The sequence below is a fragment of the Jeotgalibaca porci genome (assembly GCF_011299095.1).
Lineage (GTDB): Bacteria > Bacillota > Bacilli > Lactobacillales > Aerococcaceae > Jeotgalibaca > Jeotgalibaca porci.
The window spans coordinates 73,413-87,869 of record NZ_CP049889.1; the positions used below are offsets into that span (position 1 = coordinate 73,413).

Annotated in this window: 12 protein-coding genes and 1 pseudogene; 11 read left to right on the forward strand and 2 right to left on the reverse strand. The window is 39.3% G+C overall.

Translation table 11 applies throughout. From position 1 onward, the window contains the following. The first annotated feature begins 2 nt into the window (after window positions 1-2). Window positions 3-515 carry an adenine phosphoribosyltransferase gene (locus G7058_RS00515; protein ID WP_166061722.1) on the forward strand — a complete coding sequence of 171 codons (513 nt, stop codon included), beginning with the start codon at window positions 3-5 and terminating at the stop codon, window positions 513-515. Window positions 516-573: 58 nt separating this feature from the next. On the opposite strand, the gene lexA is transcribed toward G7058_RS00515, so the two are convergent. Beyond that, window positions 574-1,197: a transcriptional repressor LexA gene (gene lexA / locus G7058_RS00520; protein ID WP_166061723.1), complete on the reverse strand. Its 624-nt coding sequence runs from the start codon at window positions 1,195-1,197 to the stop codon at window positions 574-576. Window positions 1,198-1,374: 177 nt separating this feature from the next. On the opposite strand from lexA, the gene G7058_RS00525 reads away from it, so the two are divergent. Then, a complete protein-coding gene (locus G7058_RS00525) occupies window positions 1,375-1,617 on the forward strand; it encodes a YneF family protein (protein ID WP_166061724.1) in 243 nt (80 codons plus the stop codon). A gap of 178 nt (window positions 1,618-1,795) precedes the next feature. Further along, window positions 1,796-2,809, forward strand: coding sequence for an alcohol dehydrogenase AdhP (gene adhP, locus G7058_RS00530; protein ID WP_166061725.1), 1,014 nt, complete (start codon window positions 1,796-1,798; stop codon window positions 2,807-2,809). A gap of 30 nt (window positions 2,810-2,839) precedes the next feature. Here the strand turns inward: adhP and G7058_RS00535 are convergent, their stop codons facing one another. Further along, the gene (locus G7058_RS00535) at window positions 2,840-3,460 is read right to left on the reverse strand and encodes a lysophospholipid acyltransferase family protein (protein WP_166061726.1); all 621 of its coding nucleotides are present in this window, start codon (window positions 3,458-3,460) and stop codon (window positions 2,840-2,842) included. 275 nt (window positions 3,461-3,735) lie between these two features. Between G7058_RS00535 and rpsB the strand changes: the two genes are divergently transcribed. The 8 genes and pseudogenes from rpsB (at window position 3,736) to G7058_RS00575 (ending at window position 14,351) form a co-directional block, all read left to right on the forward strand. Beyond that, complete coding sequence (gene rpsB, locus G7058_RS00540) at window positions 3,736-4,512, forward strand: 30S ribosomal protein S2 (RefSeq protein ID WP_166061727.1); 777 nt, start codon at window positions 3,736-3,738, stop codon at window positions 4,510-4,512. 140 nt (window positions 4,513-4,652) lie between these two features. Next, on the forward strand, window positions 4,653-5,531 hold the full coding sequence (gene tsf / locus G7058_RS00545) for a translation elongation factor Ts (RefSeq protein ID WP_166061728.1): 879 nt from the start codon (window positions 4,653-4,655) through the stop codon (window positions 5,529-5,531). A gap of 90 nt (window positions 5,532-5,621) precedes the next feature. Continuing rightward, on the forward strand, window positions 5,622-6,347 hold the full coding sequence (pyrH, locus tag G7058_RS00550) for a UMP kinase (protein ID WP_166061729.1): 726 nt from the start codon (window positions 5,622-5,624) through the stop codon (window positions 6,345-6,347). 2 nt (window positions 6,348-6,349) lie between these two features. Continuing rightward, the gene (frr, locus tag G7058_RS00555; RefSeq protein ID WP_166061730.1) at window positions 6,350-6,904 is read left to right on the forward strand and encodes a ribosome recycling factor; all 555 of its coding nucleotides are present in this window, start codon (window positions 6,350-6,352) and stop codon (window positions 6,902-6,904) included. A gap of 185 nt (window positions 6,905-7,089) precedes the next feature. Beyond that, on the forward strand, window positions 7,090-7,842 hold the full coding sequence (locus G7058_RS00560; protein WP_166063670.1) for an isoprenyl transferase: 753 nt from the start codon (window positions 7,090-7,092) through the stop codon (window positions 7,840-7,842). Window positions 7,843-7,852: 10 nt separating this feature from the next. Then, window positions 7,853-8,644, forward strand: a complete 792-nt coding sequence (locus G7058_RS00565; RefSeq protein ID WP_166061731.1) for a phosphatidate cytidylyltransferase — start codon at window positions 7,853-7,855, stop codon at window positions 8,642-8,644. Between the two features lie 30 nt (window positions 8,645-8,674). After that, entirely contained in the window at window positions 8,675-9,949 is a 1,275-nt protein-coding gene (gene rseP / locus G7058_RS00570) for an RIP metalloprotease RseP (RefSeq protein WP_166061732.1), read from the forward strand. 110 nt (window positions 9,950-10,059) lie between these two features. Further along, window positions 10,060-14,351: pseudogene (locus tag G7058_RS00575) on the forward strand (PolC-type DNA polymerase III). Window positions 14,352-14,457: the final 106 nt, after the last annotated feature.

Here is a 14,457-nt window from a genome sequence, read left to right on the forward strand (position 1 = left end):
TGATGAATTTGAAAGATTATATTACTGACGTAGTAGATTTTCCCGAAAAAGGAATTATCTTCCGCGACATCTCACCACTTATGCAAGATGGGGACGCGTATCGCTTTGCAGTAAATGAAATCGTCGAGTTTGCAAAAGATTTAGGCGTTGATAAAGTTGTTGGACCTGAAGCACGTGGATTTATGGTTGGTTGTCCAGTTGCTGTTGGCCTAGGCTGTGGCTTCGCTATGGCGCGTAAAAAGGGTAAACTTCCACGCGAAACAGTTGAAGTTGATTACGGTTTAGAGTACGGAGAAGCAACGCTTCAATTGCACTCTGACGCAGTAAAACCAGGCGAAAAAGTTCTTATCTGTGATGATTTGTTAGCTACAGGTGGAACAACGCTCGCAACAGTTGAATTAATTGAAAAGCTAGGCGGAGAAGTTGTTGGACTAGCATTCTTAATTGAATTAATGGACCTTAAAGGCCGTGACAAGATTGAGAAATACACAATTAAAACATTGATGGAATATTAATCACTAAAAAAAGCAAGAATCCCAGTTTTATAGACTGGAATTCTTGCTTTTAATTTTGTTATTGAATATGACTTCTGTATAACCCGATTACCTTACCTAATATTCTTACGTTATCAAGTATAATGGGATCCATCGTATCATTCTCGGGCTGTAAACGAATATGATTTTTTTCTTTAAAGAATCGTTTACAAGTGGCTTCATCTTCATCTGTTATAGCAATAACAATTTCGCCATTTTGTGCACTGCTTTGTTTTTTGACAATAACAGAGTCATTATTTAAAATCCCTACGTTAATCATGCTTTCTCCTCTGATGGTCAGCATGAATAAATCATCAGATATATTCTTGAAGTTTGGTGGAATAGGGAAGAAGTCGGTTGCTTCCTCAACAGCTAAAATAGGTTCTCCTGCCGTTACAACCCCGAGGAGTGGCATTTGGTCGCTTTTAATTCCTAATTTGCTGAGGCCCATGTCTGTCACTTCAATAGCACGTGGTTTAGTCGGGTCACGATAAATGAGTCCAGCTTTTTCCAAGCGCGATAAATGACCGTGAACAGTAGAAGTAGATGAAAGGTCCACAGCGTTTCCGATTTCCCGAACAGTAGGTGGATAGCCTTTTTCTTGAACTTGCGTATATATATAATTTAAAACTTGCATTTGGCGTGTATCCTTATTTCCAGCCATAACCGCATCATCTCCGTGAATTTATTTACATTTATTGTAGCATAGCAATAAATCGAAATCAAACAAACGTTCGGTTTTGTTGAAAATTATTTATTAAACGTGAGTTTCTATTTCTTTTTCTGTCAAATTCTTGTAATATAATATAATGAACAGTTTCTTAAAGAAGGAGGAGATTAAATGACTACTGGAGCTTGGATATTTATTGTTATAATAGGAATCCTTCTAGGCGCAGTTGGCGGCTTTTTCTTAGCTCGTCGTTACATGATGAACTATTTCCAAGAAAACCCACCGATTTCTGAAGATATGCTGCGTGGCATGATGATGCAAATGGGACAAAAACCATCTGAACGTAAAGTGAAGCAAATCATGGCATCAATGAAAGCACAATCTAAAGCATCTAATAAAAAAACTAAGAAATAAACTTTTTAGAATGCGGGTCATGTTACATGACTCACATTCTTTTTTTGTTTCCTGATTTCAGATAAAACCCTTGATGTAAAGGATTACGTTTTGTAGGGTAGAAACATAGAAATGATTCATTTTATTTTTTTGTTTCATTTTGTGATTTATTTAACAAACTAAAAACGGAGGTAATGTGATGAAAGCTATTGTTGCTACGGAAAATCGAGAAGCAAAGGTAATTGAAAAGGATTTGAGAGAGCTTCGGAGTGGTGAAGCACTTCTAGATATGGAATGCTGTGGTGTTTGTCATACTGATATGCATGTTAAAAATGCAGACTTTGGGGATGTAACGGGTCGGGTATTGGGCCACGAAGGAATTGGTGTTGTAAAAGAGGTAGCTGAAGGAGTAACATCTTTAAAACCCGGGGACAGAGCGAGTGTTGCCTGGTTCTTCGAAGGATGTGGCCATTGTGAATATTGCGTAACTGGTAGAGAAACACTGTGTCGCAGTGCTAAAAACTCAGGTTACAGCGTTGATGGCGGGATGTCCGAACAATGTATTGTGACTGCAGACTACGCTGTTAAAGTACCGGACAATTTATCCTCTGCTGCAGCAAGTAGTATTACGTGTGCAGGCGTTACAACCTACAAGGCGATTAAAGTTTCTAATACACAGGCTGGGGATTGGATCATTATTTCCGGAATGGGTGGACTGGGTAACTTAGCCCTTCAATATGCCAAGAATGTTTTTAATTTAAAAGTTATTGCCGTAGATATTAACGAAGCGCAATTGGATTTCGCCAAAGAGATGGGTGCAGATATTTGTATTAATCCGTTAAACGAAGATTTAGCGAAAGTCGCCCAAGAAAAAGTGGGTGGGGCACATGTAGCGGTCGTTACAGCAGTTGGCAAGGCAGCCTTTAATGCAGCTGTTGATGCTGTAAGAGCGGGCGGAACGATTGTAGCAGTTGGTTTGCCTGTAGAATCCATGGATTTAAGTATTCCGCGTTTAGTTCTGGACGGCATTCAAGTAATTGGTAGTTTAGTAGGAACACGCCAAGACTTGAAAGAATCTTTCCAATTTGCAGCTGAAGGGAAAGTTGTTCCAAAATTCGAAATGAGATCCATGGAAGATATCAATGATATCTTTACAGAGATGGAAGAGGGTAAAATCAAAGGCCGGATGGTTATTGACTTGAAAAATACATAAGAGAATATCAAAAAGAAGTGACCATAGCGGTCACTTCTTTTTGAATTCATGTACGAAATCAGGATTTATTTCTTTATCAAGACGCGCAAATGATTGCTCGAGCTCTAAATCAATCTCGGCCATTTTTTCTCGTGGCATTCTGCCTTCTGGAATTTGAATGATATCTCCAAAACGAACAACTGCTTTTTGACGCTTCAATAAGTCCTTGAATGTAAAAGGTCCTTGGAAAACAACTGGTACAATCGGAACTTTAGCCATCCGGGCGATTGTTGTAGTGCCACCTTTTACAGCAGCATCATAACGTGTACCCGTAGAAAAGATAAAGAAGTTCAAATTTCCTTCCTTCAGAACGGAAACAGGGTGCTTAATTGCACTTGGACCCGGATTCGCACGGTCAACAGGGAATGCATTCATTTTTCTCAAAAGAAAATTAACAAATTTGTTATCGAATAATTCTTTTTTAGCCATAGTTGTATATCTATGCGGGTAAGCCGCAATCGCAATAAAAACAGGGTCCAACCAACTGCGATGGGGTGCAGCCAACACATAGGTTGTACCTTCAGGCAGTTTTTCTTTATTTTGGGCGTGGATACGACCATTGAGTATAAGTAATAAAAAATGAACAAAACGAATGACGAAATTATAGAACATACTGGAATACCTCCAAGTGAATTAATAATGTCTAGTATGCGGTATATTTATTGTTTTTTCAAGATTGCAGAAATCATTTTTTGTCAGCTTGCAGCAAAGAAAAAAGTTTCTGAAAAAATACTTGCATTTTTTTTGAGACCTAGTATAATTGATTACGGTGCTTAAGCACTAAATTTCACACCATAGTTGATATGAGAGTGGGTGCTCCTCAGGGAGTCTCTTTTATAGTTGATGCTATGGGAGGAAAAAATAAAACCAATATGGAGGAATAAATCATGGCAGTTATCTCAATGAAACAATTGCTTGAAGCAGGTGTTCACTTCGGTCACCAGACACGTCGTTGGAACCCAAAAATGAAACAATATATCTTTACAGAAAGAAACGGTATCTACATCATTGATCTACAAAAGACAGTGAAATTGGTAGACAACGCATATAACTACATGCGCGATATCGCTGAAGACGGCGGAGTAGCTCTATTCGTAGGTACTAAAAAACAAGCTCAAGATTCAATCAAAGATGAAGCTATCCGTTCTGGTCAATACTTCGTTAACCACCGTTGGTTAGGTGGAACTTTGACTAACTGGGATACAATCCAAAAACGTATCAAACGTTTGAAAGATATCGAAAGAATGTCTGAAGACGGTACTTTCGAACTACTTCCTAAAAAAGAAGTTGGTATCTTAGTTAAAGAACAAGAACGTCTAGAAAAATTCTTAGGCGGAATTAAAGATATGCCAAGAATTCCAGATGTAATGTTCATCGTTGACCCAAGAAAAGAAAGAATCGCTGTTCAAGAAGCTCACAAACTAAACATTCCTATCGTTGCTATGGTTGATACTAACTGTGATCCAGACGAAATTGATGTTGTAATCCCATCTAACGACGATGCAATTCGTGCGGTTAAATTGATTACTGCTAAAATGGCTGATGCTTTCATCGAAGGAAACCAAGGTGCAGACCAAGAAGTTGAAGAAGCTTTTGCTTCTAAGACAGACGAAGCAACTTCATTAGAAGAAATCGTTGAAGTTGTTGAAGGCGACAACGCTTAAGACTGAACTTTTAATGGTTTAACATGATGAATCAAATGGCTGTCTCATAAATAAGAAAGATATTGCAGCAAAAGCCAGCATCTCTCTATTTTTGAGGCAGCTTTTTATATGAATACATATACAACAGGAGGATTTTTATAATGGCACAAATTTCAGCAAAATTAGTTAAAGAATTACGTGATATGACTGGCGTTGGTATGATGGACGCTAAACGCGCACTTGTAGCTGTAGAAGGCGACATGGAAGCAGCAGTAGATTACCTACGTGAAAACGGAATGGCAAAGGCAGCTAAAAAAGCTGACCGTATTGCTGCTGAAGGACTAGCTAACGTTTCTGTTGACGGCAACACTGCTGTTGTTGTAGAAATCAACGCTGAGACAGACTTCGTTGCTAAAAACGACCAATTCCAAGGTTTAGTTAAATCAGTTACAGACTTATTGGCTGCTAATAAACCAGCTGACATGGAAGCTGCTTTGGCATTGCCAACTGAAGAAGGAACATTGAACGAAACAATCCAAACAGCAACAACTAAAATCGGAGAAAAAATTTCTCTACGTCGTTTCGAAATCGTTGAGAAAACTGATTCTCAATCTTTCGGAGCTTACCTACACCAAGGTGGACGTATTGCTGTATTGACTGTTCTTGAAGGTGCTGACGAAGAAACAGCTAAAGATATTGCTATGCACGTAGCTGCAATCAACCCTAAATATGTTTCTCGTGAACAAGTTCCTGCTGAAGTTGTAGAACATGAGAAAAAAGTTCTTACAGAACAAGCTTTGAATGAAGGCAAACCCGCAAACATCGTTGAAAAAATGATCGTTGGACGTTTGAACAAATTCTTAGCAGAAATCTCATTGAATGACCAACCATTTGTTAAAGATCCTGATATGACTGTAGCGAAATTCGCTGAAGCTAAAAAAGGTTCTGTATTGTCATTCGTACGTTTTGAAGTAGGCGAAGGTCTAGAAAAACGTCAAGAAAACTTCGCTGAAGAAGTAATGAGCCAAATTAAAAAATAATAAGCTTAAGAGTAGCCTGGGGCAAATGTCTCAGGCTTTCTCACTATACTGATAAAAGTTTGCAACTATACAATGGAGGATTAAATTATCATGGGTCAACCAAAATATAAACGCGTCATTTTAAAACTAAGCGGGGAAGCTTTGGCTGGAGTAGCTGGTTTTGGGATCAATCCACCAGTCATTAAAGAAATGGTGAAAGAAATCAAGGATATTCATAAACTTGGTATCGAAATCGCAATTATTGTTGGCGGCGGAAACATTTGGCGTGGAACGACAGGCGCTGAAATGGGAATGGAACGCGCTCAAGCTGATTATATGGGAATGTTGGCTACCGTAATGAACTCATTGGCATTGCAAGATGTTCTTGAAAATGAAGGTGTACCAACCCGTGTACAAACTTCAATTGAAATGAGACAAGTAGCTGAACCATATATCCGTAGAAAAGCAATGCGTCATTTAGAAAAAGGCCGCGTCGTAATTTTCGCTGGTGGTACTGGTAATCCGTACTTCTCTACAGACACAACAGCAGCTCTACGTGCAGCAGAAATTGGTGCAGACGTAATCTTAATGGCTAAGAATAATGTAGATGGTGTTTACTCAGCTGATCCGAAAAAAGATGCAAATGCTGTTAAGTTTACTGAATTAACACATTTGGATGTCATTTCAAAAGGACTACAAGTGATGGATTCAACTGCTAGTTCATTAAGCATGGATAATGATATTCCTTTAGTTGTCTTTAATATGAATGTACCTGGTAACATTCTTCGTGTTATAATGGGAGATGAGATTGGAACAACTGTTAGGGGGAATAAATAGTTATGAAAGATATTTTAAATAATGCAACTGACCGTATGAAAAAGGCTGAAGCATCATTAGAACGTGAGCTAGGTTCAATTCGTGCAGGCGTAGCAAACGCAAGTTTATTGGATCGTATTGAAGTTGAATATTACGGTGCTTTAACACCTGTAAATCAGCTTGCTTCAATCAATATTCCAGAAGCAAGAATGCTTACAATCACACCTTACGATAAATCAAGCTTGGGTGATATTGAACGTGCCATTTACCAAAGTGATTTAGGTATCAGTCCAACAAACGACGGTACTTTAATTCGTTTAGTAATCCCAGCTTTGACAGAAGAAAGAAGAAAAGACTTAGCTAAACTTGTAGGTAAAAATAGCGAAAACGCTAAAGTCGCTGTCCGTAATATTCGTCGTGACGCTATGGATGCTTTGAAGAAAGCTGAGAAGAGTGGCGATATTTCTGAAGACGAGTTGCACGTTAACGAGAAAAAAGTTCAAGAGTTGACAGATGCAAGTACTAAGAGAATCGATGAAATTGCAGCCAAAAAAGAAACTGAATTGTTAGATAAGTAATCATTAGCTAGAGGGGCTGGGAGTTATTTCCCGGCCCTTTTATGTTTGCGAATAGCTGCTCTTGCATTCCTATTAAAAGGCAAAAAGCCATATAATTTAACAAACAAATAAGCTATTACCAGTTGGTAAACATGCGATTGTCTGCTAAAATGAAATGAGTTAACTAGGTGAAAGTAGGTATAATAATGGCTCTTTTCGATAAAAAAAAATCCTACCAGCTGGATAAAAATGGAATAATTCCTTCTCATATCGCTATTATCATGGATGGTAATGGACGCTGGGCGAAAAAAAGAATGATGCCGCGTATATACGGGCACAAAGAGGGAATGAACACAGTAAAAAAAATTGCTTTACATGCCGATAGCTTGGGTGTAAAAGTTTTAACACTATATGCATTCTCGACAGAGAATTGGAAACGACCAGAAGAGGAAGTCTCCTTTTTGATGAATTTACCCATTGATTTCTTTGATGTCTTTATGCCTGAGCTCAAGGCCAATAATATCCGTGTCAACGTCATTGGATGGGAAGATCAGCTTCCGAAACATACCAAAGAAAAAGTCATGGATGCTGTCGACCAAACAAAAAATAATACGGGTATGGTATTAAATTTCGCATTAAATTATGGTTCACGTCAAGAAATCACACAAGTTGTGAAGGCAGTAGCTGAAAAAATTTCCAATGACGAGCTTTCAGTGGATGAAGTGACAGAAGAATATATTTCTAATGCTTTATTTACTGGAGATTTGGGAGAGATGCGTGATCCAGAATTACTAATCCGCACAAGTGGCGAATTAAGAATTAGTAATTTTCTTCTCTGGCAAATTGCATACAGTGAACTTTACTTCACTGATGAATTTTGGCCTGATTTCAGTGCGGAATCATTAGAAAAAGCTGTAGCCGATTATCAGAAACGTCATCGTCGCTATGGCGGATTGTGAGGTTGGATAAATGAAAACAAGATTCATAACTGCATTATTAGCATTATTAGTTTTTATACCTATTGTTTGGTACGGTTCACTACCTTTATTAATGGGGACAATTGCTCTGGGGTTAGTGGCTATGTCTGAAATATTTATGATGAAAAAAATTCCTTTCTTTAGTTTAATCGGTCTTTTCACATCATTCATTACGATTTTAATTATTTTACCGGACCATTACCTGACGACGCTATTGCCAGGATTGGGAATTTGGCATATTTACTTTATTTATGCGATGTCACTGTTGGTCATGACGGTTCTTTCAAATAATACCTTTACTTTTGATGATGCAGGTGTGCTTTTGTTGGCATCTTTGTATATTGGAACAGGTTTCCACTTTTTTTATCAAACTGCAGAATTAGGTTTCTGGATGGTTATGTTTGTCATGACAATTATCTGGGCTACGGATGTCGGCGCCTATCTGACTGGTATGCGTTTCGGTAAGAATAAATTGGCACCAATCATTAGCCCGAACAAATCGATTGAAGGGGCAATTGGAGGCATTTTAACTGCCGTTGTTGTTGGAATCATTTACTTGCAATTCTATAATCCGTTTAACCTTTCGATCCCTGTTGCCATCCTATTAATTGTTCTGTCATCTATCATTGGACAATTAGGTGATTTGACTGAGTCCGCTTATAAACGTTATTTTGGCGTTAAGGATTCTGGTAAGATTTTGCCAGGTCATGGAGGGATTTTGGATCGGTTTGACAGCACGCTTTTCGTTATGCCGTTATTCCAAATTGTTTTACTTTTCGTTTAATACGCTCAGATAGAAGAGGATGTGCTTTCTTTGTTACAAACAATTCTGATTTTTTTAATTATATTTAGTATCTTAGTGATTATTCATGAGTTTGGTCATTTCTATTTCGCTAAGAAAGCAGGTATTCTTGTTCGTGAGTTTGCAATTGGCATGGGTCCAAAAGTTTTTTCCACTCGTAAAAATGGTACGACTTATACGGTCCGGTTGCTTCCTCTGGGTGGCTACGTTCGTATGGCCGGATACGGCGACGACGAAACCGAACTGAGAGCAGGAATGTTAGTCAAAATTTTAGTGGATGAGAATGAGATGATTACAAATATTGACTTGAGTGATAAAGACCAATTGGAAGGTATACCAATGGAGTTAGTCGCTTATGATTTGGATGAAGCAATGTACTTGGAAGGAAATATCGCAGGGCGTACTGGTCTCGTCCGGTACTATGTTGACCGTGAGGCATTAATCACAGAGGCAGACGGCACACAGGTGCAAGTCGCTCCCCTGGATGTTCAATTCCAATCAGCACCGCTTGGCGAACGTATGATGACCAATTTTGCTGGTCCAATGAATAACTTTATTCTCGGTGTTATTATTTTTACAATTCTTGCTTTTGTGCAAGGTGGAGTGTCGGTCAATGACAGTGTTCTGGGTGAAATCGAGCAAGGTGGGCCCGCTCAAGCAGCAGGTTTATCCAAAGGCGATGAGATTCTTGCTATTGAGGGTGAGAAAGTAGGCAGTTGGAGTGAACTGATTACAATTATTCAACAAAATCCAGAAAAAAACCTTACCTTTACTGTTCAATCAGAAGACCAAGAATCATCTGAGGATATGACTGTTACACCAAGAAAAGTTGTGAGTGAAGAGGGCGTGGAATACGGACAAATTGGGGTCTACCAAGCATTTGACTCATCTCTCAAAGGGAAGTTGATGGCTGGCTTCATCCAGACGTGGACGATTATTACGTCGATATTCGGCTTGGTTCTCTCAATGTTCACACGTGGCTTTGATATCAATGCTTTTGGCGGCCCGCTAGCGATTTATGCAGCGACTGAAGAAGTTGCCAGTTATGGTTTTATGAGTATCATTAGTTTCCTAGGTTATTTAAGTGTCAACTTAGGAACAGTGAACCTGTTCCCAATACCTGCCCTAGACGGCGGGAAGTTGATATTAAACCTGATTGAAGGGATTCGTGGCAAACCATTGGAACCCGAAAAAGAAGGCATCATTACGGTAGTAGGCGTTGTCTTATTACTTATCTTGATGGTCTTAATTACTTGGAATGATATTCAACGTTTCTTTTTAGGTTAATAAACAACTGAGAAATTCAAAGACTTCATTTTAGAATTCTTTGGATTTTTCTTGGTTTATGATAGAAAGTAGGTTAAAGAGTGAATAAGAAAGAATTGTTTCAAACCTTAATGGAGCAAATAAACCTTCATCACGAACCACAGTATCAAGAGTATTTCGTCGATGGAGAAGTCGAACAAGTTTTGGTCTATAAAAAAGCGAAACAATGGGTGTTTGTCTTGAATTTCAATGACATTCTCCCATTTCAAGTTTTTCAGGACGTCCTAAACCGTTTGAAAGTATCTTTTAATCATGTAGCTGAAGTTGATTTGCGAATTAAAACCATACAGCCGAAATTAACAGATGAGAAAATTTCCGATTATTGGCAAACTGCTGTTGAGAGAAGTAATATTTCGTCTCCTGTTGTCACGGACATTCTGCGTAAAAGTGCACCAAAAATTGCGAACGGCATTGTCACATTAAATTTAGCAAATGAAATAACTAAGAATCATTTAAAAGATAATTATTTAGGTATTATTCAGCAAAATTTTAGTATCCTGGGTTTTCCAGAATTCCGAGTTCAACTAGAGATTAATAAAGAAGCGTCTGACAAGATGCACCAAGCTTATTTGGAGCGCAAGCAAGAACAAGAAGATATATTAATTAAACAAGCAGAGAAGACACTCGCTAACCAAGAAGCACAGCAATCAAAACGTGCTGAAAACGGTGGGGGCGATGGCGCTATCCAGTTGGGTAATCGTATCCCGGAGAAAGAAGAAATTAGACAGATGATTACCATTACGGAAGAAGAACGGTCTGTTGTTGTTCAAGGGAATATTTTCGACAGCGAAGTGCGTGAATTACGCTCTGGTAGAAAACTGTTAATTTTCAAAGTAACCGACTACACATCATCTTTTAGTGTCAAAATGTTCTCCAACAATGAACAAGATGAAATGGCTTTTGAACGCATCAAAAAAGGTAAATGGGTGAAAGTCCGGGGAAATGTTCAAGAAGACACCTTTATGCGTGATCTTGTTCTGAATGCGCGTGACGTCAATGAAGTTCAAATGGCAGAACGAAAAGACCGTGCACCCGAAGATGAAAAGAGAGTGGAATTACATTTGCACTCCAATATGAGTCAAATGGATGCTATCAATTCTGTCACCGATTATGTGGCCCAAGCAGCGAAGTGGGGGCATAAAGCGATTGCGATTACTGACCATGCCGGGGCCCAAGCCTTTCCGGATGCCCATGCTGCTGGTAAAAAGCATGGCGTGAAGATTTTGTACGGAATTGAAGCAAATATCGTGGATGACGGCGTACCAGTCGCTTATAACCCCAGCCGTCGTGAGTTAGCCGAGGATACTTATGTTGTCTTCGACGTGGAAACTACCGGCTTATCAGCGGTCTATGACAAAATCATTGAATTGGCCGCAGTTAAAATGTACAAAGGAAATGTCATTGATACCTTTGAAGCGTTTATTAACCCTGGCGTACCTTTGTCCCAATTGATTATTAATTTAACCGGTATTACGGACAATATGTTGAAAGACGCACCTTCAGAGGCAGCGGTTATTCCCAAATTTAAAGAGTTTTGTGAGGACGCAATATTAGTCGCCCATAATGCTTCTTTTGATATGGGCTTCATTAATAAAGCTTACGAACACGTAGGATTACCGGAAGCACATAATCCGGTAATTGATACGTTGGAATTATCACGCTTCTTGCATCCACAACTAAAATCCCACCGTCTAAATACATTGGCGAAAAGATACAATGTTAGTTTGGAACAGCATCACCGCGCTGTATTCGATGCGGAGACTACGGGTCATTTATGTTGGATATTCTTAAAAGAAGCAAAAGAAGACCACAATATTTTATATCATGACGAATTAAATAATGGTGTCGGCCGTGGCGATTCCTACAAACAAGCACGTCCCTTTCATGCGACAATCTTAGCGAAAAACCAAGCCGGATTAAAAGATCTCTTTAAGCTAATCAGTGCATCCAATGTAAATTATTTCTACCGAAATGCTCGTATTCCCCGCAGTTTACTGATTGAGTCCCGAGAAAATTTACTCATAGGATCAGCCTGTAGCAGCGGAGAAATATTCGAAGCCATGATGCAAAAGGGGAAAGAAGAAGCAACCGAGCGCGCAAAATTCTATGACTACATTGAAGTAATGCCAAAAGGAATCTACAAACCGCTGATTGACAGAGAACTCGTCAAAACAGAAGCAGATCTAGAAGAAATTATTCAGGAAATAGTCGAAATTGGAAACGAACTGGATAAACCAGTAGTAGCTACAGGTAATACCCATTATTTAAACAGAGAAGATGCAATTTACCGAGAGATTCTGTTGGGTTCATTAAAGATAAATCAAGGTAAACAGCTCCATCTTCCCGAAGCGCATTTCCGAACAACAGATGAAATGTTGCAAGATTTCAATTTCTTGGGTGCAGATGTTGCGAAACAAATTGTCGTCACTAATCCAAATCTGTTAGCAGACGCCATAGAAGAAACGACACCGATTAAGAGTGAACTGTATACGCCAAATATCGAGGGCGCAAATGATGAAATAACGAAGTTATCCTATGACGAAGCAAAACGCCTATATGGTGAAGAGTTACCAGAAATCGTAGAGAAAAGGCTAGAAAAAGAGTTGAAAAGTATTATTGGTAATGGTTTTGCCGTTATCTATCTTATCTCTCAAAAGTTAGTACTGAAAAGTAATCAAGATGGTTACTTAGTAGGGTCAAGGGGATCAGTTGGATCCAGTTTTGTAGCGACGATGACAGGGATTACGGAAGTAAACCCATTACCGCCGCATTACCGTTGTCGAAACTGCCATTACAGTCACTTTATTCAAGATGGTTCAATCGGTTCTGGTTATGACTTGGAAGATAAGGCTTGTCCAGAGTGTGGAACAAACCTTGATAAAGATGGTCAGGATATCCCGTTTGAGACGTTCCTAGGTTTCTATGGAGATAAAGTTCCCGATATCGACTTGAACTTCTCAGGCGAATATCAAGCAAAAGCCCATGCTTATACGAAAGTTTTATTCGGGGAAGACTATGTTTTCCGGGCTGGAACAATCGGTACAGTGGCGGATAAGACGGCCTTTGGTTATGTGAAGGGCTATGAACGTGATCACGGTAAAAACTATTCCTCTGCAGAAATTGATCGCTTGGCAAAAGGATGTACCGGCGTTAAACGGACAACCGGCCAGCATCCGGGGGGATTATTGTTATTCCCGACTATATGGATGTGTATGATTTTACTCCGATCCAGTTCCCGGCAGATGATCAGTCGTCAGAATGGAAAACAACGCACTTTGACTTCCATTCTATTCACGACAACGTTTTGAAACTAGATATTCTGGGTCACGATGATCCGACGATGATTCGGATGCTTCAAGACTTATCCGGCATTGATCCCGTTACGATTCCACCAAATGACCCGGAAGTTATGAAGATATTCAGTGGCACGGAAGTTCTGGGTGTTAAACCCGAGCAAATTTTTAGTAAGACGGGGACATTGGGAGTGCCGGAATTCGGTACCCGGTTCGTACGTCAAATGTTAGAACAAACGAAGCCGAATACATTTGCGGAATTATTACAAATTTCCGGTCTTTCACATGGGACCGATGTGTACTTGGGGAATGCCGAAGTTTTAATCCGTGAGAATGATATTCCACTGGCTGACGTTATCGGCTGTCGTGATGATATTATGGTTTACTTAATCTATCATGGTCTTGAAGATGGCTTGGCATTTAACATTATGGAAAGTGTACGTAAAGGGAAAGGGATACCGGATGACTGGCAAGCAGAAATGCGTGAGAAGAAAATTCCTGAATGGTATATTCAATCCTGTCTGAAGATTAAGTATATGTTCCCGAAAGCCCATGCGGCAGCTTATGTCTTAATGGCATTGCGCGTTGCTTATTTCAAAGTCCATGATCCACTTCTTTACTACGCTGCTTACTTCTCTGTTCGTGCCTATGATTTCGATCTGGTGGCGATGTCACAAGGGAAAGAAGCAATCAAAGTTCAAATGAAAGAAATTATGGATAAAGGCTTGGATGCATCGGTTAAAGAAAAGAACTTACTAACGGTTCTAGAAATTGCCAATGAAATGGTTGAACGGGGCTACGAATTTAAAATGGTCGACATTTATAAGTCAGATGCAAAAGACTTCATCATTGAAGAGAATAGCTTGCTCGCACCGTTTAGAGCTATAAATGGACTCGGCGAAAACGTTGCGAAGCAAATTGTGATTGCCCGTGAAGAGCAACCTTTCTTGTCTAAAGAAGATTTAGCGACACGCGGAAAAGTTTCAAAAACGATTATCGAATACATGGATGAGAATGGTGTTTTAGAAGGCCTGCCCGATGAAAACCAATTGTCCCTTTTCGATTTTTAATTAATAAGCCTTATAAACAGCGGATTTGTTGCAAATTTGATGTTTTTGGTGTATGATTATTAAAGAAATAAACTTTGGAGGGAGTGAGCGGCAACGCTCGCTCTTT

Bases quoted from the DNA above. Each gene is read 5' to 3' on its own strand.
- tsf (WP_166061728.1), top strand. From the start codon at position 4,653: ATGGCACAAATTTCAGCAAAATTAGTTAAAGAATTACGTGATATGACT.
- rpsB (WP_166061727.1), top strand. From the start codon at position 3,736: ATGGCAGTTATCTCAATGAAACAATTGCTTGAAGCAGGTGTTCACTTC.
- G7058_RS00515 (WP_166061722.1), top strand. From the start codon at position 3: ATGAATTTGAAAGATTATATTACTGACGTAGTAGATTTTCCCGAAAAA.
- G7058_RS00535 (WP_166061726.1), bottom strand. From the start codon at position 3,460: ATGTTCTATAATTTCGTCATTCGTTTTGTTCATTTTTTATTACTTATA.
- G7058_RS00565 (WP_166061731.1), top strand. From the start codon at position 7,853: ATGAAAACAAGATTCATAACTGCATTATTAGCATTATTAGTTTTTATA.
- pyrH (WP_166061729.1), top strand. From the start codon at position 5,622: ATGGGTCAACCAAAATATAAACGCGTCATTTTAAAACTAAGCGGGGAA.
- frr (WP_166061730.1), top strand. From the start codon at position 6,350: ATGAAAGATATTTTAAATAATGCAACTGACCGTATGAAAAAGGCTGAA.
- G7058_RS00525 (WP_166061724.1), top strand. From the start codon at position 1,375: ATGACTACTGGAGCTTGGATATTTATTGTTATAATAGGAATCCTTCTA.
- G7058_RS00560 (WP_166063670.1), top strand. From the start codon at position 7,090: ATGGCTCTTTTCGATAAAAAAAAATCCTACCAGCTGGATAAAAATGGA.
- adhP (WP_166061725.1), top strand. From the start codon at position 1,796: ATGAAAGCTATTGTTGCTACGGAAAATCGAGAAGCAAAGGTAATTGAA.
- lexA (WP_166061723.1), bottom strand. From the start codon at position 1,197: ATGGCTGGAAATAAGGATACACGCCAAATGCAAGTTTTAAATTATATA.